Here is a 21,553-nt window from a genome sequence, read left to right on the forward strand (position 1 = left end):
GCCTGATTTTGCTCCGCCGTTGACACTCGGGGTTGGATGGATGATTGGGTGAGACATCTGCTACGCACTCTCTATCCGTGCCGAGGATACAACGCACGGGCGGTCCGTGTCGGGATCAGCGGCTGCCGCGGCTGATGTTCCACATGACGGGGAAGCCGACCTCCAGCACGCCGTTAAGTTCCGCACGATAGACCGCGGGGCTGGCATACTGGCCCAGCAGCACCACCGAGACGTTCTCGATCGCGCGTTGCTGGATCTGCGCGGCAAGTTCACGACGGCGGTCCTGCTCGACCGCTTCCGAGAACTGGCGTAGCAGCGGCACCTGGCCCTCATCGCACCACCAGCCCGGATAGACGCCCGCACAATTGTAGACCATCACCGGGTTGGTCATTGGGTTGGCCATGTCGAAACCGGTCCATACCAGCGGCACGGCGCTCCAGCCGCCCTCGGAAACCGGCACCCGGCGAGCACGGCGCTGCGCCACCGTGCTCCAGTCGGTGGATTGCACGTCCACGTTGAAGCCGGCGCGCTTCATCTGGTCGATCGCGACCAGCCCGATCGGGTTGATGACGGCCGAATCACCCGCATGCAGGACGATGACGGGTTCGTTGTTGTAGCCGGATTCCCGCAGCAGCGCGCGCGCCCGGTCCATGCTGCGATTGTCGAACACTGCGGTCCCGGCGTCGGTCGCATAGGGCGTATCACACATATAGAAGGTGTAGCAGGTCTGGTGCACCATGTCGGCCGGCAGCCCGGTGGCCGCGACGACGTCGCTCTGGTTGACCGCCTGCTGCAGCGCCCGGCGGGCCAGCACGTTGTTGAAGGGCGGCTGGGTGTGGTTGATCGTCAGCGCACCCATGATCTCACCGCCACCACGGCCGGCAGTGACCACCACCTGCCGGTTTGCGCGCAGCAACTCGATGTAATCCAGCGGCGCACGCTCGAGGTAGTCGACCTCACCCTGCCGCAGCGCAGAAACCTTGGTCGCGTGGTCGGGGATGCTAACGAATTCGGTGCGGTCGAAATGCACCACCTTGCCGCCCGCCAGGCCATCCGCCGGTTCAGAGCGCGGGCGATAGGCCGGATTGCGGCGGAACACGACGCGATCGCCCGGCCGCCATTCCTCGCGGCGGAACAGGTAGGGGCCGGAGCCGACGATCTCCTCGATCTGTTGGCTTGACGGCGTTGCTGCGATGCGCGCGGGCATAATGAAGGGCACCAGGGTCGCGGTCTTGCCGAGCGCTTCCAGCACCTGCGCAAAGGGGCGATTCAGTTCAAACACGAAGGTGGACGGATCCACCGGGCGCATTTCCCGCATCGCCGCCATGAGCTGCCGGCCCAGTCCATCCCGTTCACCCCAGCGGCGAATCGAGGCGATGCAATCCTCCGACGTGACCGGCGTGCCGTCGGTGAATTCGAGGCCGGGCCGCAGCTTGAAGGTCCAGGTCAACTGGTCTTCGCTCACCTCCCAACTCTCCAGCATCTGCGGCCGCATCACCCCCTCGCTGTCCGGTGCGACCAGCGTGTCCCAGACCATGAAGCCGAAGGCGCGGGTGATGACGGAGGTGGTGATGATCGGGTCCAGCGTCTGCAACTCGGTGTTCATTACGAGACGGAAAGGTTGCTGCTGCTGCTGCGCGACGGCAGGCGCGACGGCGGGCCCGACTGCGACGCCGCCGAGCAGCGCCAGTCCGAACAGGAGTGATGGCTTCGTCATTCCCTGGATCCTTATCTGTTCTTTCCTGCGATACGAGGCCACCCACGACGCGCGCAGTAGGACGGCGAATGCCGGCACCAACGACGGCACCCCGGATTGCTTCCTATCGTTCCCCGTGCCTTTAAAACAGCTTTTCACGTGCAGCCGCTGCTGCAAAGCTATAAATCAAGAACAGGCAATCATCAGGACGATCGGATAATCACCGGGTGACGACCGCCGTAGGATAAGGCACAGCCCCTGAGGCATCCGGGCTCGATGCTTGCGGGGAGAACGCGATCCGACCAGGACCACTTCTGCAACCGAACGCGGAGGAAACCGAGCATGACTGCCATCACAGACAATCTGCTGACGAAACGGATTTCCATGCGTCCGCTCAATCCGCATTTCGGCGTGGAGGTGACGGGGCTCGATCTCCGTGATCCGCTGGATGACACGACCCGAGCGACGCTCCGGGCTGCCTTTCGTCAGCACCGCCTGCTGCTGCTGCGCGACCAGGAGATCGATACGGCGCATCAGACACGCTTCGCGGAAATCTTCGGGCAGGTTGCACTGCGTGAGAAGAACCGCATCCAAAGCGCGGATGCGACCGCCCAGCATGTCTCCAACGTCCGCAAGGATGGCGTGTTCGGACTGGGCGAGCTCGACTTCCACCTCGACCAGCTTTTCCAGCCGGAGCCGCTCTCCGCCCTGATCCTGTACGGCATCGAGGTGCCCGATGCTGGCGGCGATACGCGCTTCGCGGATTCCGTCACGGCGCATGAGATGCTGTCGCCGGAACTGCGCGCGCGGATCGCACCGCTGCGCTGCCGCAACGCCTACACCTTCAGCGGCAAGCTGGCCCGCGACTGGAACGTGGACGACAAGGAAAAGCAGGCGCTGTCCGCGATCCACCCCATGGTCTGGCGCGAAAAACCGGACGATCGCGGCGCGCTGTGGGTGAACAAGCTGAGCACGCTCGAGGTTCTCGGCCTGGGGGAGGAGGAGGGCCTCGCCCTGCTGGCCGAGGTGCGGAAGCCCCTGTACGATGATCGCATCATCTACACACACCGCTGGCGGCCCGGTGACTTGCTGATCTGGGACAACCGGCGCCTGCAGCACGCGCGCACGCCCTTCGACCCGGCGGTGCCGCGGACGCTGCGGCGCAGCCCGATCCTCTGACGCCGCGTGCCGGCCGCGGTCAGCCTCCCAGCATCGCTCCATCGACCGGCAGCGCGACGCCGGAAATGTAGCTCGCTGCACCGGAGGCAAGGAAGCCGACGGTCGCCGCGACCTCCTCCGCCTCGCCCGCCCGACCAATTGGATAGTGCTGCATCATGGCCTGCTGCGCCTCGGCCGGAAGGCTGGTGAAGCGTTCGCGGATGCGGGAGCCCGGTTCGGCCAGGATCAGCGAGGGCACCAGCGCATTCACCGTGATGCCGTTTTTCACCTCATCCTTCGCCAGTTGCGCCGTAAAGCCGATGAGCGCGGATTTGGCCGCGGCATAGGCAAGGCGGGCGCCCTGGGTGGTCACGGGGCCCTTGCGGCCATAGGCGGCGGTCGAGGAGAAGTTGATGATGCGCCCGTAGCCGCGCGCCCGCATACCGGGCACCACCGCGCGGCAGAACAGGAAGGCGCTGGTCAGGTTCAGCGTGATGACGTGGTTCCAGATCTCGTCCGTCATGTCCTCGATCGTGCGGATCGGCGTCGTGCCCGAGCCACCGGCCAGGTTGACAAGCACGTCGATGCGCCCTTGACTTTCCACCGCGGCGACTGCCGCCGCAACCTGTCCGGGCTGTGTCGCATCCGCGGCAAAGACCGCGACCTTGCCGCCGCCGCGCCGGATACCTTCCGCGGCTGCATCCAGCGCGTCCTGCGAGAGATCGACCATGAAGACCGCCAGACCCTGGCCCACGAGTTGCCGACACGTCGCGAGGCCTATGCCACCCGCGGCACCGGTAACGATGGCCCAGGGCGCTGTGTTGCCGGGTGTGCTCGCCATCCTGAAACCCTCCGTGCCAGCCGCTTCGGCACGCTACCGGCCGGGGCGCCCCGTCGCAACCGGAAGCGACGGGTTCGAGACTTTCCAGATCCGGCAACAAGCGAGGTGAAGGCCGTGGGACGTCTGCAGGATAGACGGGTTCTGGTGACGGGTGCTGCCAACGGGCTCGGCCGGGCAATCGCCACCCGCCTCGCCGCCGAAGGTGCGCGCCTGGCATTGTTCGATATCGATCGAGACGGGCTGGCGCAAGTCGCGGAGGACCTGGCGCGCGCCGGTACGCCGGCCTTTGCGCTGACCGTGGACGTGACGGGGGAGGCGCAGGTGCTGGATGCCTTCGCGCGGCTGGAGGCCGAATTCGGCGCTCTGGACAGCCTGGTCAATAATGTCGGCGGCAGTCGCAACGCGAAGATCTGGGAGATGTCGCTCGCCGATTGGGACTTCACGGTGAACCTCAACCTGCGCTCCGCCTTCCTCTGCACGCGCGCCGCGCTGCCGGCGATGATGCAGCGGCAGGCGGGCAGCATCGTCTGCATGTCCTCCGGCTCCCGCGAGGGCACGCCATGGACCGCGAGCCATAGCGGTGGCGCCGCCTATGCCGCGGCCAAGGCCGGCATCCACGGCTTCATCCGCGACGTGGCGCTGGAGGTCGCACCCTTCGGCATCCGCATCAACGCCGTCGCACCGGGGCCGATCGAGACCGACCGGACGCGGGAGGTCTTCGCCCATATGAACGCGACGCTGGAACACAGCCCGAACCGCATGGTGCCGATGCGCCGCCTCGGCCAGCCGCATGAGATCGCCGATGCGGTGCTGTTCCTCGCCTCGGAGGAGGCCAGCTACGTGACGGGCGTGACGCTCGACGTCGCGGGCGGACGCTGAGCGCGGCACCCGACCAGATCCAGGCCCGGCAAAACAGGGCGCGATGAAACGAGGACACGGCCAATGACCACACCCCCCTTCGACAGCGATCTGGCGGAGCTTCGCGCGGCGGCCCAGGACCATGCCGCACGCCACCAGGTCATCACCGACTGCGCCTGGCCGGATGGCGCGCGCGTCGCCGTCAATGTCACGGTGGATTTCGACGCGATGCTTCTGCGGCGCCTGCTGAACGAACCGCCGATGCAGTTGGCGAAGGGCGAGTTCGGCGGCCGCGTCGGCATCTGGCGCCTGCTCGAACTGTTCGACGGCCACGGCGTGAAGGGCACCATCTACACACCCGGCCGCATCGCGGAGCTGTACCCGGATGCCGTGCGCGCCGCCGCGCGCGGTGGGCATGAGGTGGCTGACCACATGTGGGAACACCGCGTCCCGGCGGAGCCGGAGCTGGAGGCGGACCACCTGCGGCGCGCGATTGCGGCGCTGGAACGGCTGACCGGCCAGCGGCCCGTCGGCACGCGCAGCTGGCACAGCGCGCCGTTGCTGCGGCAGGAAGGCTTCATCTACAATTCGCGCAAGGTGCCCGACGACCGGCCGCACTATATCCGCGAGGGAAAGGACACGCAGGGCCTGCTGAACCTGCCGATGCACTACGCCATCGACGATGCCATGTTCTTCAGCTTCGCCTGGATGAACACCGAGAACGCCGCCCAGCGCATGGCCGACCCCGACCGGGTGTTCGAGATGTGGTGGGATGCCTTCCGCCAGCAATACGATACCGGCGGTTACCTCAACCTCTGCCTGCATCCCTTCGTGTCCGGCCGCTCGATGCGGATCGACATGCTGGACCGGCTGTTCACGCGGATGAAGACGCTGCCCGGCGTCTGGTTCCCGACCTCGGAGACGGTTGCGCGCCACTGCATCGCGACCTGCCCGCCCCACCCGCCCGTTGCGCGCTGAGAAGGAGGCACGTCGAATGCCCTGGAAAGACGGCTACACCATCTCCGACGAACGCGGCATCGCGGATGCCGATATCGTCTGGCCCGGCGATGCCCGCTGCTGCCTCACCATTGTCGTGGACCTCAGCCCGCCCTGCGGCCCGGCCGGCATCGGCCCCGCGGATCTGCGGACGCCGGAGGCGCAGTACGGCATGCATGGCGCGCTGGACGCGCTGCTTGGCGTGCTGCAGCGCCACCGCCTGCTCGCCACCTTCGCCACCCCCGCCGTGATGGCGGACATCCACGCGCCGCGCATTCGCGCCCTGGCCGATTCAGGGCATGAGGTCGCGGCGCATGGCTACCGGCACGAGGATGTGAGCGGGCTCGACCGGGTGGAGGAAAAGGCGCGGCTCGACCGCACGACCGCGATGATCGGCGACGTGGTGGGAAGGCGGCCGGTCGGCTGGTTTTCCCTTCCCCGGCAGGGTGACAAATTCGCCGGCGGCAGCATCAGCCCGAACACCATGGCGCTGCTGCTGGAGGGCGACTACGCCTACATGGGCAACGGCCTGGCGGATGACGTGCCGCATTGGTGGGTCACCGACCCCGCTATTCCGCGCGCCATCCTGGCGCTGCCCTACTACTACCATTTCGACGACCAGTTTTTCCTGATGTTCCCGGCGAAGGGCACTGGGCTGGAACACGCCGATGCGCTGTTGCGCAACTGGCATGCGGAATTCGTCGCGCAGTACCGGCGCGGCCGCCAGTTCTGCATGACGCTGCACCCGCACGCCATCGGCTTCGCCCACCGCCTGCGGATGCTCGACCGATTCCTCGGCGAGATCTGCGGCTTTCCCCTGCTGTGGAACGCCACCGGCCAGGCCTGCGCGGCGCATTGGTCAGCGCGCTACCCGGCCGCCACGCATCTGCGGCTGGCGCCCAGAATCTGGCAGGACCACCCCGGCAGCCTGAGTTGAAGGATCGGACGACATGAACGACGCACCCGCGACCCCCTATTCACCCGCCACCTTCCGCGCGTTGACCTTCCACGACCTGGTGCCACGCTTCGCCGCCGGTCAGGACACCCCGCGCGCCCTGCTGGAGCGCTGCCTGGAGACGATCGCGGCGCGGGAGCCGGTGGTGCAGGCCTGGGTTTGCATGAACGAGGCGGGCGCTCGCGCCGCGGCCGATGACAGCACCGCCCGCTGGCGCGACAACCGCCCGCTTTCGCTGATCGACGGCATGCCCATCGGCATCAAGGACCTGCTGGAGACGCGGGACATGCCGACGCAGATGGGCTGCGATGCCTATCGCGGCAATTTCCCGAAGCGCGACAATGCCGCGGTCTGGGCGCTGCGCCAGGCCGGGGCGGTGGTGCTCGGCAAGACCGTGACCACCGAACTCGGCGGCTCGCATCCCGGGCCCACCACCCATCCCTTCGATGCGCGCCACACGCCGGGCGGCTCCTCCTCCGGCTCCGCCGCTGCCGTCGCGGCGCGCATGGTGCCGACCACCATCGGCACGCAGGTCGGCGGGTCCATCATCCGCCCGGCCAGCTATTGCGGCAACGTCGCCCTGAAGCCGAGCCAGGGCGGCATCAACCGCGGTGAGCGGCAGGCGACCAGCATGAGCACCCATGGCGTGCATGCCGGCTGCGTCGAGGATATGTGGCAGGTCGCCATCGAGATCGCACGCCGCGCCGGCGGCGACCCGGGAAGGCCCGGCTTGATCGGCCCGCCCACGCCCCCCACCCCGCGCCGTCCCATGGCGCTCGGCGTGATGGAGACTGAGGGCTGGCCGCTGCTGGACGAGGCCAGCCGCGCCGCCTTCGAGCAGGTGGTCGAGGCGTTGCGCGCGCAGGGCGTGCTGGTGATCCGCCGCGCCGACCACGCCCTGATCGAGGGCTTCGAGCGCACCCTAGACGGCGCCCAGGCGCTGACCAGCGGCATCACCGGCTGGGAGAACCATTGGAGCTTTCGTAGCATAATGGCGCTGCACCCCGATGGCCTCAGCGCCCGCAGCCAGGCGGTGGTCGCCATGGCGGAACGGATGACGCCGGACGACTACCGCCAGCTTCTGCTGCAGCGGGAGGAAATGCGCCGGCGGCATGAGGCCACTGCCCCGCTCATTGATGCGCTGATCGCTCCGGCCTCGCCCGGCCCGGCGCCGCTGTGGTCCGGCGATGTTCCGGGCCAGCCGCTGAAGGCGCGCCCGACCGGCGACGCCGTCTTCAACACGCCAAGCTCCGCGTTGGGCGCGCCCGTTGTCACAGCGCCGCTCACCGCGGTACGCGGTCTACCAATGGGCATCCAGATCATGGGCCAGCCGCAGTCCGACGCGGCGGTGACGGCCATCGCGGCCTGGATGATGCAGACCCTGATACCTGCTGCGGCCTAACAGCTGCCCGGGCACCGGCGCCGAGTGCGCCGCGCATTGGGGTGCGACCTAGACTAGCCCACCGCATCCGATGTCTGTTTTGAGCCGGGCACCTGCCGGGATCACCCTGTCAGCTTGATCTGGCATCAGTTCTACTGGCGGGCGCTATCCCGCTTCGGGTTTGCCGCCCTGGCGGTGCTCAAAATTCGTGCGGTTCAGCCGCCGCCGGTGATTGGAGTAGAGCAGTGGCTCGTAGCGCGGCGGATTGCCGGGTCCCGTGCAACTCGGCACGACTCGGATGACCGCATCGTCGTCTGGCCCGTAGAAGAACGGGATCGCATAGCGCGCCTGGTCATTGGCGTTTACAACGCGGTGCGGCGTGGGCGCGAAGCGATCGTTGGAATAGCGCCCGAGCATTTCCCCCGTGTTGACCACGAATGTGTCGGGAATTGCGGGCGGGCGGATCCAGGTTCCGTCCCGTGTCCGCACCTCGAGGCCGGGCAGCTTCGACTGGGCGAGATAGGTGGTGAAATTCGTGTCGATATGCGGGGCGAAGCCGAACTGGTCCTCCGCCTGCATGGGCTGTGGCTCATAGCGAATCAGCCGTAGCGTGCAGGCCGGGTCGCGGAAATCGGGATCGAAATAGGCGGGAGGCAGGTCGAGCGCAGTGGCGAAGACGGCCAGCATGCGGTGCGCCAGCTCCTGCATCGCCTGGAAATAGGCAGTTGTCACTGCACGGAAATCCGGCTGGCTGTCCGGCCATCGGTTCAGGCTGACGAAAGGTTTGCGGGCCAGGATGTCCGGGTTGTCCGGTGCGCGGTCCCGGACGATGTAGAAGCTCTCGTTCAGGTTCGGCTTGCTGTTCGCATGCACCGTCGAGGTGCGGACGGTTTGCGCGCCTCTTGGCAGGTAGCCGATGTTCAGCTCGCCGACCTTCAGCGCGAGCTTGCGCTCCATCTCCAGGTCGAAGAAGCGCGCCGCCTCCGCAAAGCATCCCGCGATCAACTCCTGTGGGATCCGGTGATTGGCCACCACGAGGAAGCCCGTGTCCTCGCAGGTGCGCGCCACGTGACGTGCAAGTTCCTGCAAAGCGCCAGGCTCGTCGGCGAGGAAGGGAGCCAAGTCGAGGACGGGTATGCGGCCATCGGAACCAGCTGCGTGGCTCATCGGTGCATCGTCTCCATGAGGTTGTCCGTCGTCGAATAATCTGAGACGGTCCTGCGTGCTTCCTGCCGGATTTTCTGGCCGGTTTGGACCTGAGCATAGGCGGCATTATGGTGATGATTCAATTGTCACTGCGGGTGCTGTTTCGTTTGGGACGTTAGCGGTCCAGCAAAATGGTGAAGTTGACCCACGTGCGTCGACATCCCGAGGCTTGAGACGGAAGTGCTCGATGCTAAGATTCGGGGTGCCCCGCCTGTCGGAGTTCCGGCGGCAGATGGTGGAGGCATTCGATCAGATGTAACTGTAAAGTCCGCAGAGATTATTTCGATCTTTGTAGATCAAAAGAAGCTCAGGTTGAATGTGACAGATGCGTCGGGGTCAGGCCGAAACTTGCGTACCACTGACGAAACTTGGCGTCGACGCTCTATCGCCAGACTCTCGGCAGCGTAGAGGGATTTAAATATAAGCCTCGAACCTCGAACCTCGAACCTCGAACCTCGAACCTCGAAGCCTCGAAGCCTCGAAGCCTCGAAGCCGCGAAGCCGCGAAGCCGTGAAGCGGGGCGCCAAAGGCGTGCCGGGGCTTGGCTGCACTGCGGCTCGCCGACGCACCATGATCAGGGCACCCGGCTCAATGAATTCTGACGATGTCCGACGGCCCCAGCGGACTGCGTGCCAAAGTGTTCGCTCTCGAAGTGCGGATTTCGGGCAAGTGGGGTTCGAACCGAGGCAAGCACCGACCGCCCGGAAACCGGCCTTTGACCTAGATTTTTGAGTTCCGTACTAAAACGCCCAAGTCAGGAGGTCCGGAGAGAAATGGCCTTCGGAGAGCGATTTTCGGGCTTCTCCGGGTCCGGCCTGTCAACAGGTCCGCCCCGAAAACCCCAGGAAATCTGCCACTCAGCGCGGCGGTCAGTCTGGCGGAGAGCACGGCTCGTATGGGAACTGGCGGAGCGAGAGGAACCGGGATCGAACGATCTCTGAGCACGGAGGGATGGGACCGTTCACGCAGCCGGTGGCCCATAGCTGCAGCGGTGGGAACCGGATTCCAACCTTCGCTGACTTCCATGAGACATGTCTCGCCGGCCGACAGTCTTCTCGTACTGTGACCCAACCCGGGCTGGATCCGCAGGCAGTGTGCTCGACAGCAAGACGGTGAAGGCGCCGTTCGCCGAGATCCGCGGTTACGACAGCGGCAAGCTCACGGTGGGATTGTCTCGTACTGCGCAGATGCTTTCCTGGGTTGAGTAGCGGGCACGCTGGGTGGCCCATTCCTCGGTCTGTTGCTGCAGAATGGCGCCGATCAACCGTGTCATGGCGCCTGCGTTCGGAAGGATTACCGACGCGTACAGTTGGCCGGCACGCCCTCACTGGTCTAGGTGTGGCGGCGGTGTGATGCTCGCGGCGGTTGTAGGCCGTGCGCAGAGGAGAACTGGCGTGTCGAATTCTCCGGGTATGCCCAGCCCGGTTCCGGGCGACCAGGCGCTGTTGCCCGTGTCCGTCGGCAAGCGAGAGCCGATGCGCTTCGGCCTGCATCTTCTCCGCCTCGTCTTGGCCCTTGCGCTGCCCCTGGCCCTCCTGGCCGGGAGCCTCGCGGTCTGGAGCGCAGAGGGCGAACGCGCGCGAGCGCTGGAAGCCGTCGAGGCGACGGCGCACGTCATGCAGCTTGCAGTCGACCGCGAGCTCGGCATGACGGTCGCGGTAATGGAAACCCTGGCAACACAGCCCTCTGTGACGGCGGCTCTGCTCGGTGGAGTGGGCAGCGATGCCGCCGCGGCTTTCCGCGCGGAGGCGGCCGCGGTCGTCACACGACGACCCGCGGCAATGTACAACGTCACTCTCATCGCTCCAGGCGAGCCGCCGGCGCAGCTTGTCAACACGCTCGTGCTGCCAGCTCAGCAACCGCCGACGCTCGGCGGGGTGCGATACCCGCCGCGCCCGATCGGCGCCCCGCCGCAGCCCGGGAGTGCGGTCCGCGAGGTCTTGGCGAGCAGCCAGATGGTCATCAGCGACCTTTTCCGCGGTTCGATCTCGGGCTGGACCATCGTCGTGGCAGTGCCGATCCTCCAAGAGGGCCAGGCGATCGGCGTGATCAGCGCCGGGCTGCGGCCAGCCCATCTCGGGGAGGTGCTGCGGAAGCATCTGCCGGCGGGAGGGGGGGTCGCCTCGCTGATCGATCGAGGCGGCGTCGTCGTCGCCCGCACCGTCGCCGAGGAGCAATTTGTAGGGACGCCCACGACCGAGGCGGCCATTGCGTTCCTGCGCGAACCGGGCGCCGAGGCGCGCTTGGTGCGAACCCCTTCGCTAGAGGGCGTGCCCCACTACGCTGCCCTCCGGCGCCTCGAGGCGGCGCCTCTTGTCTTGGGCTACGGACCGCCGCAGGCGGTGGTGGACGCGCCGGTCCGACGCACCCTTGCCATCGCTGGCGGTGGCGGTGCGCTCGTTCTGGCGCTGGCTGGCGCGCTGGCCCTTTGGCTCGGCCGGCGCCTCGGGCAGGAGATCGCGGTCCTTGGCGCCGACGCGTTTTCCCTCGCGCACGGCGAAGCGCCACCGCCACGTAGGCCTTCGTCCGTAAGCGAGGTCCAGGCAGCACGCAGCTCGCTTCTGCACGCCACAGCGGCGCTCGCGCAAGGCGAGGAGCGGTTGCGCGACCTGCTCGCGACCCTCGACCTCGGCGCTTCCATCGCGCGCGACCCGGACGGCACCATCCGCTTCTGGTCCAAGGGCTGCGAGCGACTGTACGGCTGGACGGCGGAGGAGGCAGTCGGCCGGGTTGTGCACGACCTGCTCCGCACCGTCTTTCCCGTGCCGCGCACCGAGATCGAGGCGAGCTTGGCTCGCGAAGGCGAATGGATTGGCGACCTGCGCCACCGCAGTCGGGACGGGCGCGAGGTGCTGGCTGCCGCGCGGATGGTGCTGCGCCAGGCGGCTGGCGGGCGTGCGGCCGCCGTCCTGGAAACCTTCACGGACGTCACGGCCCAGCGCCGGGCCGAGGTGGCGCTTGCACAGAGCGAGGCGCGTTTCGCCCGCGCGGTCGACGCTGCCCGGATCGGCACCTGGGAGTGGGACGCCCTGGACGACAGGTTGACCGGCTCGCCGGGTCGGGAGGCGCTTTACGGCCGCCCGCAAGGCGCGCTCCCCGACCGGGCGGCGCTGCTCGCGGCGGTGCATCCGGATGACCGAACTGCGGTCGCCGAGGCGGGCGCGCGCGCCATGCGCGGCGAGGCGGACGGGCACTACGAGGCGGAGTTCCGCACGGTGTGGCCTGACGGGACCACACGCTGGCTCAGGACCCAGGGCCGTGCCGAGTTCGGCCCGGACGGGGTGCCGCTGCGGATGGCCGGCGCCGTGGTGGATGTGACGGAGCGCCGCGAGGGGGAGGAGAGGCAGGCGCTGTTGGCGCGTGAGGTGGACCACCGGGCGAAGAATGCGCTGGCCGTGGCCCTGTCCGTGGTGCGCCTCGCCCCGCGCGATGTGCCGCCCGCCGAGTTTTCAAAGGCGGTGGAGGGCCGTGTCTCGGCCATGGCGCGGGCGCACTCACTGCTTTCTGCCGAGCGCTGGACCGGCGCAGATCTGCGGGCGATCGCCGAAGGCGAGATCGCAGTCCACGCCGACCGCGTCCAGATCAAAGGCGTGCCGGTCCGCGTCGGGCCAGAGGCGACGCAACCCATCGCGATGGTTCTGCATGAGTTGGCGACCAACGCCGCCAAACACGGCGCCTTCTCCATGCCAATGGGGTTCGTCCAGTTGAGCTGGGAGCGTCTGCCCGACGCGATCGGCGGAGGTGTGCAGCTGCGCTGGCAGGAGTGCGGCGGCCCGTCGCTCGACCGGCCGCCGATCCGCACGGGCTTCGGGCACCGTCTGGTGTCGTTGCTGTCGGAGCGCCAGCTCGGCGGCACCACCGTGTTCGATTGGTCGGATCCGGCCGGCCTGCGGGTGGCAATCACCATCCCCGCGCGGCACCTGGGTGAGGACCGAAGCGCTGTCGGGCAGGCCGCGCCTGTCGTTGGGCCTCCGGTGCAGCCCTGGGCCCCGCCTGCTGTTCCGCCTGATGCGGCGCGCGGCCCCCGCGTGCTTCTTGTGGAGGATCAGGCGTTGCTCGCCCTGGAGGCCAAGGCGGTGCTGAACGCCCTCGGCTGCGAGGTGGTGGGGCCGGCGCGGACGCTGGCGGACGCGCTCCGCCTTGCAGCCACTGAGCCGAACCTCGCCGCCGCGCTGCTGGACGTGAACCTCGGCGGAGGCGAGATGGTGTTCCCGGTCATGGACGTGCTGCGCACGCGCGGCGTGCCCTACCTGCTGGCGACGGGCTACGGGAGCGCTGCGATCGACGCCGGCCAGGCACACAATGCCGTGGCCGTGCTGCGCAAACCCTATGCGCGCGAGTTGGTGGCCGGCGCCCTTCTTCGTGCGCTGCTGCGGCGAAAGGACTGAGGAGGGGGACGCCGCCATCGTCGAGGCCGTCACGGCGCTCTGCCGGCGTCTGGACATGACTTACTCTGCCGAGGGCATGGAGACCGAGGGCCAGCTTTACCTGCTCGCGCGGGGCGGGTGCACGGAAGCTCAGGGCTATCTGCTGGGCCGGCCCGTGCCGCAGGCGGCTCTGCTCCGCTCCCTCGATGCCTCGGGCTGACAATCGGCGGTCGCCGCCGCACGATCAGCACGCGCTCCGCGCGGCCTGGTGAGCGGGACCCGCCTTCCGGGGGCGCAGGAGAGGGTGCGACCGGATGCAGACGGTCTCTGCGGGGCGTGCAGAAAGGATTCAGTTCCGCTGCTCAGCCGATGCTGACGCCCTCACGCTCCAGCACCCGCCGCACGGCCGGTCGGGCGAGCATGCGGTCCTTGTGGACGGTGAAGTTCGGCAGGTCGTGCATCGGCAGGCCGGCGCGCATGCCCCAACCGTAGAAAACGAAGGCGTAGCAGTCCACCGTCGAGAACCGGCCAAGGAACCAATCGTTGCCTGCCAGCCGGGCGTCGATCTCGCGGCAGTGGCCGTGGAAGGTCGCCAACCCCCTTACCTTGATCCCCTCCTCTGCAGAACGCTCATCGCTGAAACGTCGAGGGGCCCAGAAGTGGGAAAAGGCCGGGTGCACGGCAGTGGCAAAGAAGGCCATCCACGACAGCGCATGTGCCTCCTCCTCTGGGCCAGTCGGCAGCAGCCTGGCCTCAGGATAAGTGCGCGCAACGTAGGTCTGGATGGCGATATTCTCAACCAGCACCGAGCCATCGCTCAACCGCAGCGCGGGCACCTTGCCGCGTGGGTTGACCCGCAGGTACGCCTCGGTCCGGTGCTCGCCCGCGTCTTCGTTGACGTAGCAAGTCAGATACTGGGCGCCAGCCTCTTCGAGCGCGAGGTGCGAGGCCATCGATGACGACCCGGGTGCATAATAGAGCGTGAGCATCGGCGATCCTCCCCGCTCCAGTTCACCCCCGCTTCATCGCCCGCTCAAGGACGAAATAGCCATCAGAGTCGGTCCGCGAACAGTTTCAAGGTTGGCAGAGCCTTCGCATCATGAGGCGAATGGATGCGAGGCGGAGGAATGCGAGCGCGGTGCGGCTGAGGTTCTCCCAGTCCTTGGCTGTTGATTGCCACTGAGAGCTGATGGGGTGGACGGCCCCTACGCGGCATCTTGTGCCAAGCTCGGAGCCGCAAAGGCATCGAGCGAAAGGAGCCGTCCACCATGAAGAATACCGCAAAGGCCGTTCCGATCACCATCGGCCTGGACATCGCGAAGAACTTCTTCCAGGTGCATGCGGTCGACGCAGCTGGCCAGGTCGTGCTGCGCCGGAAGCTCAGCCGTGGCGAGGTACTCCGCTTCTTCGAGGCGCAGCCCAAGGTGCTGGTCGGGATCGAGGCATGTGGCACCGGCCATTTCTGGGCACGCGAGATCGCAGCACTCGGGCATGAGGTGAAGCTGCTGCCGCCCACTTACGTGAAGGCCTATGTCAAGCGCGGCAAGACCGATGCCGCGGATGCCGAGGCGATCTGCGAGGCGGTCACGCGGCCCAACATGCACTTCGTGCCGATCAAGACAGCAGAGCAGCAGGCGGCGCTGATGATGCACCGCTCCCGTGAGTTGCTGGTCGGACAGCGTACGGCGCTGGTGAACGCGCTCCGCGGTCACCTTGCCGAGCTCGGCATCGTCACGACCAAGGGCATCCACCGCGTTGTCGATCTGCTGGCTGAGCTGGTCGGGGTGGATAACGCCAGGATACCGCCCCTGGCCCTTGCCTCGCTGCGCTGTGTCGCCGCCCAGATCGAGGCGGTGGAGGCGCAGATCGAGGAGCTCGAGGCGCTGATCATGGAGTGGCACAAGGGCCATGAAGCCAGCCAGCGGCTGGCCAGGATCCCCGGCGTCGGGCCGATCACGGCCTCGGCGGTCGTCGCCACGATCGGTGACGCCTCCAGCTTCGCGTCCGCCCGGCACCTCTCATCGGCCCTGGGGCTGACACCCCGGCAGAACAGCAGTGGCGGCAAGGCCAGGCAGGGCGGGATCTCCAAGGCGGGGAACGCCTACCTGAGACGGCTACTGTTCATCGGCGCGATCGCGGTGATCCGGAGCAAGCGGGCGCAGGTGATTGGAAGCTGGCTGGCGCGGCTCATCGAGCGCCGGCCAGCGAAGGTCGTGGCCATAGCGGTGGCGAACAAGTCTGCCCGGATCATCTGGGCCATGCTGCGCCGCGGCGAGGCTTATCGGGCCCCGACGATGAACGCCATTGCCGCAGCGGCTGCCTGAGGGAGGAGAACCAGAGCTTCCCCGTCGGAGAGGCCGCGGCCGACGGGGCGTAGGGGCGAAGCGAAGTGATAGCAAAACCGGTCGAGACCGGGACCCGGCAGCAACCAGACCGAGTCAGGGCGTTCTTAAACGCGCAGAGCTGATTTTGGAGCTGGGTCACGGACTTCATCAGGGCCAGCGGTCATGCACACCGCAAAGAAAGGCCGGACACATGACCGCACCCGACCGCGGCGCCGCCACATCCAAAACGCCCTTGCATCCAAGGGGCCGTCCACACATGACCCGGGGTTGCCACGAGGATCTGACCCGGGTTGTGGGGATACGGGGTTTGGATTCCGTCAGGTGGGCTGTGGTTTCCTTTCGCGATGGGCCTGGGTGGCGGAGCTGTTCCTGAAGCGGAAGCTGTCGTTGCCGGTCTCCAGGATGTGGCAGTGGTGGGTGAGCCGGTCGAGGAGCGCCGTCGTCATCTTCGCATCACCGAAAATCGCCGCCCACTCACTGAAACTGAGATTGGTGGTGATGACGACACTGGTCTGCTCGTAGAGCTTGCTGAGAAGGTGAAACAGCAGGGCACCGCCCGATGCGCTGAACGGCAGATATCCAAGTTCGGTGCTCCGCAGCGCGACTGGGTCGCCCCGCTGCGGCGTCGCCGCGACTGATGCCCCTGCCGCCAGGCCCGCTGAGGCGGTTGAACAGAGCCAGCGCGATTGCTAGGCCCCTGGCTCGGCAAGGCTTGAACGGAGCTGCGCCGCGCAGATGCTGACCGTGCGGGTGCCGTTGGCGGTCGGGAAGCAGCGGGGTGGGCGGAAGCTGGTGCTCACGCCGGGCAGCACCACGAATCGGGACCTCTTGGCGGCGGACACCACATTGGTGAAGGCGCTGGCCGGTCCGCTACGGCACGATCGACGAACTGGCCGCGGCCGAGAAGATCAACTCGTCCTATGTCTCACGCTTGCTGCGCCTGACGCGGCTGGCGCCGGGTATCGTGGAGGCGATCCTGAACGGGCGGCAGCCGGAGGGGATGACGCTACCGCGACTGATGGCGCCCTTTTCGGTGGAGTGGGAGGGGCAGTAATGAGGTGGATGACAGCGGGTTCATCCTTGGGCACAATAATCGATACTTGGACGTCTGCGGCTGGCGCCGTGGCGCCGCCGGAGTCGATTGCCCCCATGTCGCGTATCTCAACCCCTCCAGGCGTCGTCGGCCCTGGGCCACTGTATGCGGCGCTGCGGCAGGTCGCAGACGAAATTGTTGACAGGTGCGGGCGGTTGACGAGGTGCGAGAAGACGCGCCATCGAAGAGTTCGTCCATGAGCGATAACGTCTTGCCGTTTGCGACCGATCCCTACGGCACCTGGGACGAGGGCATACTTGCTCTCTGCAAATCGATGGCAGATCGACAGCGCTTGCCAGCCGTGTTGCGACGTTTGGAAAGGACCGCCGAGCGCCTGCCGCTCACCCTCGAAGATCTCTGCGTCTTAGCACTGGTTAGCCCGGTCGATGCGTCATTGGAATCAATCCTGTCTGAGGTCAAAGCAGCGCAGGGTACACCAATGTCGGACCAGCCAAGTTTTGAGAGGTCGGAGTGGGGTGCGCGGCTTCGCGCCGGTTTGGATGCCATCGAGGCGCCGATCCGTGCGCGGGAGGAAGCGGCCGAGGCAGCCTTTGGCCCAGGCCATCCGTGCCGCATACTCGGTGACACGCTGTGGGGGATCGTGGCGTCCGCCATGGTCGATGCGTCGGACCGGCTGGACGCGAAGGATCCGTTCCGACGGCTGGGCACGCGCCTCGGTCTGTGGTTCGTGCCGTCCTCGGAGCGTCGCTGGCTGGGCATTCCCCTGGCCGAAGACGACCTCGGCATTCGGGACCTGCTGCGACGCCTGGTGTCCCGATTGCCGCGACCCGGCGACGACGACGCGCCCGCGCTTCGGCTGCTGAGGATCGCGACCGGGACGGAAGCCGTGCCGCATTCGGCCGACGGTCTCGCCGTATTACTCGAGATCGGCGAAGCCAGCGAAGCACAGGCCGCAAGGGTCCTTCTCGACTCACTCCTTCTCAACATGATGAACGCAATTGGCTGGGATCATCGGACAACCCTCGAACCTGCGGACGTCCACCTTGCTATATCCGTCAAGAACCGCATCAGTAGGCACGAGGATGCATCCTTGGATGCCACGGCGTCGCTGTCGGACTGGCTGCGGCAAGGCAGACGAGCCGCGTTTCTGCCGGACCTGTCATGGTTCCTTCCGGACATCTGCTTCCATCTTAAGGAATGGCCGGAGGGCAAACCACCTGCCTTACTGACAACGGTCATGGACGTCCTCACGCGGCATGGCTTTGCCGCCTACCCGCAAGGCCCGTTCCCGCTGAACTACTACAGCCAGTTCGAAACCGAACGAGAGCTTCCAGCACGCCTCGCGCAGTCACTGCCGGAAGCCCATGACCTGCTGCGCCTTCTCTCCCTCCGCAGCGGCGACTGGGCGGAGGACGGCGGCGAACTCGGTACGGGCTTCTGGGGCGACCCCGCACAGCCCGATGACGGCATCATGGACCTCCGCACCGCGTGCGAACGCGCGCTTAATCGCGGCGATACGGCCCTGGCGGACATGTTGATTGGCTGCTGGTTGATGTTCGTCTCCCTTGGCACGCAGCGCTCGCTTCCGCATGTGCCTGACTTGGCGCGCATCATCCGCCGCATCCCCCCTGCTGATCGCCTGTCGATCGATGCAGTCCTCGGCCTCGGTGTGGCTGAACTGGCAGCCGATCCCCTGGGCGCACGGCGGCTCGCCCCGCTGCTGTCCTATCTGCCGCTCGTAATTCGGGTTACGTCGTCCGAGCCAGAGGAAGATTTTCGCGCTCATCTTGGTGAGGAAGCTTGGGAATGGCTGTCCGCCGCTTCTCGAAAGGTGCTTCTGGAAAACGAGCATCTGTTCCGCGACTGGCGCCGCCTAGGCGCCGCCGAGGCCAACGCGCGCGGTCCGGCGAAGCTGTTACCGCACTGGGCCGCCGTATTCGAACCGCTGCTTCGCCGCGCGCTTCGCCGTTGCGACCGCGCCTTTGCGCTGGAAGTCACCGACCGCATGCCGCTCGGCGAGCTTCTCGGCAAAATCGAGACCGCCTGGAAGCGCGCAGACGATTGGCCGGCAGATGACGACCGACGGCGGCACCTCGTTGGCGCTCCATGGCTGGAGATGCTTGAAGACCTCAATAGGGCAAACACGCGTTGGGGCAAGCATCTAGTGAGCGACGACAACCTGTCTCCCGGTTGGCATGACGTTGCAGCCCTGCGGTCGCGCGTCATCTTCGGCGGGGCGCTTCGGCGCTGCCTTGAGGCAGCCGGCAAGCCCCCGTCAGCATGAGCCAATCCCAATCCCTCTCCGCCCCCATCTGGTTCGTCGCCGATCTGCTGCGCGGCGAATACAAGCCCTCGAAATACGGCAAGATTATCCTGCCCTTCACCGTGTTGCGCCGCCTGGACTGCGTGTTGGCTCCCACCAAGCGCGCCGTCCTGGCCGAGAAGGCCGCGAAGGAGGTGATGGGCCTCAGCCCGGAGCATTTCCTTTACAATATTAACGATTTAACCCTCGTCAACACCTTGCAGCATGACCGGCGCCGCGCCGATGCTGACCGTGCGGGTGCCGCTGGCGGTCCGGAAGCATCGGGGCGGGCGCAAGCTTGTGCTGACGCCGGGCGACATAGCGCCCCGCGGCGCTGCGGCTGCAGACACCACGCTGGTGAAAGCGCTGGCCCGGGCGTTTCGGTGGCGGCGGATGATGGAGGCGGGTCGCTACGGCACGATCGACGAACTGGCGGCGGCAGAGAAGATCAATTCCTCCTATGTCTCGCGTCTGCTGCGCCTCACGCTGCTTTCCCCCGACATCGTCGAGTCCATACTGGACGGGCGGCAGCCTGCCGGGATGACACTGCCTGCGCTGATGGAGCCGTTTCCGGTGGAGTGGGAGCGGCAGCGCGAGGCACTCGCAGGTGGCGATGCGCGAGATGGTCAGGTGATATAGCGTCTTCGTGGGACTGACCGGACGGGGAGACCAGAATGACACCGCGAGGCGCGATCCTGCAAATTGCAAAGATGGTCGGTCACGACATGGCCCGGGGCGCGCCAAGCCGCGGGGCCTTGGATCCCGGTCCGATGCTGGCCCAAACCGGCGCCACGCCAGATCTCGTCGCCTGCTTGGTGTCCGAGGCCACAAAGAAGCGGCCGGCGAACCGAATCGTCGAAGCCTGCTGTTTTCTGCTGGAAGGGGCGCTCAACGATTTGCGTATCGCCGGCAATGGCGGAGACACCGCGGCACGCGCACGCCTTGTGGAGACCTGTAACGCGGTGGAGACGGCGGCCACTGTGAACCGCCTTGCCCCGAGTGTTCTTATGCTGATTGCGCGGGCCTTTGCTCAGGCCGGGCTGGAGCCTGGGTGCGGATTCCGACGGAAGTCGGCCACTGATTCCGATTTGATGTCGGCCGGTGATTCCGGGCTGAAGTCGGCCATTCCGATTTGAAGTCGGCCACCCTGCCAGGGGTGGTGGTTGCTCGACGGCTGGGCGGGGTCCGGGCCCCCTTCGCGATGGACGCGAGAGGGGGACCTGGATGCCGGCCGAGAGAGTGTCGATGCGACGCGTGCGAGAGATCCTACGGCTGAAGTACGAGGTGGGCGCGACCGACCGGGCGATCGCGCGCTCGGTGGGCGTTGCGCGCAGCACGGCGCGGCTGTGCCTGGATCGGGCGGCGGCTGCGGGGCTGACCTGGCCACTGCCGGCGACGGTGACGGACGGCGCGCTGGAGGCGCTGCTGTTCGCCGGCGGTTGGGCGCAGGTCGGGCTCCGACGAAAGGCCGAGCCGGACTGGGTGGCGGTGCACCGGGAGCTGCGCCGGCCGGGCGTGACGCTGATGCTGCTGTGGGACGAATACACGCGCGAGCAGCCTGGCGGATATGGCTACAGCCGTTGGTGCGACCTCTACCGCGGCTGGGAGGGCCGACTGTCGCCGACGATGCGGCAGGTGCATCTGGCGGGGGAGCGGCTGTTCGTCGACTTTGCCGGGCAGACGGCGGAGGTGATCGATCCCGCCACCGGCGAGGTGCGGACTGCACAGGTGTTCGTCGCGGTGCTGGGGGCGTCGAGCTACACCTACGCCGAGGCGGTGTGGACGCAGACGCTGCCGGACTGGGTGGGCGCGCATGTCCGTGCGCTGAAGTTCATCTGCGGGGTGCCGCGGCAGATCGTGCCGGACAACCTGCGGAGCGGCGTGCTGCGGGCCAACTGGTACGAGCCCGGCCTCAACCCGACCTACCGCGATCTGGCGGCGCATTACGGCACGGCGATCCTGCCGGCGCGGATCCGGCGGCCGCGCGACAAGGCCAAGGTCGAGGCAGGCGTGCTGGTGGTGGAGCGCTGGATACTGGCGCGGCTCCGGCATCAGCGGTTCGGCTCGCTGGCGGCGCTGAACGTGGCGATTGCCGCGCTGCTGGTGGACCTGAACGGCCGGCCGATGCGCAGGCTCGGGGTCAGCCGGCGGCAGTTGTTCGAGGAACTGGACCGCCCGGCACTGGCCCACCTGCCGGCGGAGCCGTTCGTCTACCAGTCGCTCTCCTCCATCGCCCGCGCCATCACCGGCACACGCTGGAATGGCTGGTTGTTCTTTGGCCTGAAGAACCGGAGGGGCACGGCATGAAGCGCAAGCCAGCCGCCGACGCCGTTATGCCGGCCACGGTCAGGAAGATCCGCGCCGCCGTGTACACGCGCAAGTCGAGCGAGGAAG

The 21,553-nt window shown here is 67.1% G+C and carries 17 protein-coding genes and 3 pseudogenes; 14 read left to right on the forward strand and 6 right to left on the reverse strand.

Annotation, left to right across the window (positions count from 1 at the left end; genetic code table 11):
* Positions 1-115 precede the first annotated feature (115 nt).
* Positions 116-1,873, reverse strand: coding sequence for an ABC transporter substrate-binding protein (locus ACFHNC_RS20735; RefSeq protein ID WP_437171146.1), 1,758 nt, complete (start codon positions 1,871-1,873; stop codon positions 116-118).
* A gap of 165 nt (positions 1,874-2,038) precedes the next feature.
* Here ACFHNC_RS20735 and ACFHNC_RS20740 point away from each other — a divergent pair, with 165 nt between their 5' ends.
* Positions 2,039-2,875, forward strand: a complete 837-nt coding sequence (locus tag ACFHNC_RS20740) for a TauD/TfdA dioxygenase family protein (RefSeq protein ID WP_437171147.1) — start codon at positions 2,039-2,041, stop codon at positions 2,873-2,875.
* A gap of 19 nt (positions 2,876-2,894) precedes the next feature.
* Here ACFHNC_RS20740 and ACFHNC_RS20745 read toward each other — a convergent pair whose 3' ends face one another.
* On the reverse strand, positions 2,895-3,695 hold the full coding sequence (locus ACFHNC_RS20745) for an SDR family NAD(P)-dependent oxidoreductase (protein WP_437171148.1): 801 nt from the start codon (positions 3,693-3,695) through the stop codon (positions 2,895-2,897).
* A 144-nt stretch (positions 3,696-3,839) separates the two neighbouring features.
* Here ACFHNC_RS20745 and ACFHNC_RS20750 point away from each other — a divergent pair, with 144 nt between their 5' ends.
* The 4 genes from ACFHNC_RS20750 to ACFHNC_RS20765 all read left to right on the forward strand — a co-directional run bounded on the left by ACFHNC_RS20750 (position 3,840) and on the right by ACFHNC_RS20765 (position 7,906).
* Entirely contained in the window at positions 3,840-4,574 is a 735-nt protein-coding gene (locus ACFHNC_RS20750) for an SDR family oxidoreductase (protein WP_437171149.1), read from the forward strand.
* Positions 4,575-4,637: 63 nt separating this feature from the next.
* Positions 4,638-5,531 carry a polysaccharide deacetylase family protein gene (locus tag ACFHNC_RS20755; RefSeq protein WP_437171150.1) on the forward strand — a complete coding sequence of 298 codons (894 nt, stop codon included), beginning with the start codon at positions 4,638-4,640 and terminating at the stop codon, positions 5,529-5,531.
* Positions 5,532-5,547: 16 nt separating this feature from the next.
* The gene (locus ACFHNC_RS20760; protein WP_437171151.1) at positions 5,548-6,486 is read left to right on the forward strand and encodes a polysaccharide deacetylase family protein; all 939 of its coding nucleotides are present in this window, start codon (positions 5,548-5,550) and stop codon (positions 6,484-6,486) included.
* A 13-nt stretch (positions 6,487-6,499) separates the two neighbouring features.
* Entirely contained in the window at positions 6,500-7,906 is a 1,407-nt protein-coding gene (locus ACFHNC_RS20765; protein ID WP_437171152.1) for an amidase, read from the forward strand.
* A 144-nt stretch (positions 7,907-8,050) separates the two neighbouring features.
* Here ACFHNC_RS20765 and ACFHNC_RS20770 read toward each other — a convergent pair whose 3' ends face one another.
* A complete protein-coding gene (locus tag ACFHNC_RS20770; RefSeq protein WP_437171153.1) occupies positions 8,051-9,052 on the reverse strand; it encodes an isopenicillin N synthase family dioxygenase in 1,002 nt (333 codons plus the stop codon).
* A 1,433-nt stretch (positions 9,053-10,485) separates the two neighbouring features.
* Between ACFHNC_RS20770 and ACFHNC_RS20775 the strand changes: the two genes are divergently transcribed.
* Positions 10,486-13,479 carry a PAS domain-containing protein gene (locus ACFHNC_RS20775; RefSeq protein WP_437171154.1) on the forward strand — a complete coding sequence of 998 codons (2,994 nt, stop codon included), beginning with the start codon at positions 10,486-10,488 and terminating at the stop codon, positions 13,477-13,479.
* Complete coding sequence (locus tag ACFHNC_RS20780; protein WP_437171155.1) at positions 13,421-13,678, forward strand: EAL domain-containing protein; 258 nt, start codon at positions 13,421-13,423, stop codon at positions 13,676-13,678. The genes ACFHNC_RS20775 and ACFHNC_RS20780 overlap by 59 nt, the downstream gene beginning before the upstream one ends.
* A gap of 142 nt (positions 13,679-13,820) precedes the next feature.
* Here the strand turns inward: ACFHNC_RS20780 and ACFHNC_RS20785 are convergent, their stop codons facing one another.
* Positions 13,821-14,447, reverse strand: coding sequence for a glutathione S-transferase family protein (locus ACFHNC_RS20785; RefSeq protein ID WP_437171156.1), 627 nt, complete (start codon positions 14,445-14,447; stop codon positions 13,821-13,823).
* An 85-nt stretch (positions 14,448-14,532) separates the two neighbouring features.
* A pseudogene (locus ACFHNC_RS20790) lies at positions 14,533-14,625 on the reverse strand (IS5/IS1182 family transposase); the annotation flags it as partial.
* 101 nt (positions 14,626-14,726) lie between these two features.
* On the opposite strand from ACFHNC_RS20790, the gene ACFHNC_RS20795 reads away from it, so the two are divergent.
* Positions 14,727-15,782 carry an IS110 family transposase gene (locus ACFHNC_RS20795; protein WP_437171157.1) on the forward strand — a complete coding sequence of 352 codons (1,056 nt, stop codon included), beginning with the start codon at positions 14,727-14,729 and terminating at the stop codon, positions 15,780-15,782.
* Positions 15,783-16,120: 338 nt separating this feature from the next.
* On the opposite strand, the pseudogene ACFHNC_RS20800 reads toward ACFHNC_RS20795, so the two are convergent.
* Positions 16,121-16,390 (reverse strand): annotated as a pseudogene (locus ACFHNC_RS20800) (ATP-binding protein); the annotation flags it as partial.
* A 344-nt stretch (positions 16,391-16,734) separates the two neighbouring features.
* Here ACFHNC_RS20800 and ACFHNC_RS20805 point away from each other — a divergent pair.
* The 6 genes and pseudogenes from ACFHNC_RS20805 (at position 16,735) to istA (ending at position 21,466) form a co-directional block, all read left to right on the forward strand.
* Entirely contained in the window at positions 16,735-16,857 is a 123-nt protein-coding gene (locus ACFHNC_RS20805; RefSeq protein WP_437171158.1) for a hypothetical protein, read from the forward strand.
* Between the two features lie 235 nt (positions 16,858-17,092).
* Positions 17,093-19,141 (forward strand): hypothetical protein, encoded by a 2,049-nt coding sequence (locus tag ACFHNC_RS20810; protein ID WP_437171159.1) that lies wholly within the window; start codon positions 17,093-17,095, stop codon positions 19,139-19,141.
* Positions 19,138-19,362 (forward strand): annotated as a pseudogene (locus tag ACFHNC_RS20815) (type I restriction-modification system subunit M N-terminal domain-containing protein); the annotation flags it as partial. The gene ACFHNC_RS20810 and the pseudogene ACFHNC_RS20815, both read left to right, overlap by 4 nt.
* A gap of 22 nt (positions 19,363-19,384) precedes the next feature.
* On the forward strand, positions 19,385-19,798 hold the full coding sequence (locus tag ACFHNC_RS20820; protein WP_437171160.1) for a hypothetical protein: 414 nt from the start codon (positions 19,385-19,387) through the stop codon (positions 19,796-19,798).
* Between the two features lie 35 nt (positions 19,799-19,833).
* Positions 19,834-20,295 carry a hypothetical protein gene (locus ACFHNC_RS20825; RefSeq protein WP_437171161.1) on the forward strand — a complete coding sequence of 154 codons (462 nt, stop codon included), beginning with the start codon at positions 19,834-19,836 and terminating at the stop codon, positions 20,293-20,295.
* Between the two features lie 109 nt (positions 20,296-20,404).
* Positions 20,405-21,466, forward strand: a complete 1,062-nt coding sequence (gene istA, locus ACFHNC_RS20830; RefSeq protein WP_437171162.1) for an IS21 family transposase — start codon at positions 20,405-20,407, stop codon at positions 21,464-21,466.
* The last annotated feature ends 87 nt before the right edge of the window (positions 21,467-21,553 follow it).

Source organism: Falsiroseomonas sp. E2-1-a4, assembly GCF_051433165.1.
GTDB lineage: Bacteria > Pseudomonadota > Alphaproteobacteria > Acetobacterales > Acetobacteraceae > Falsiroseomonas.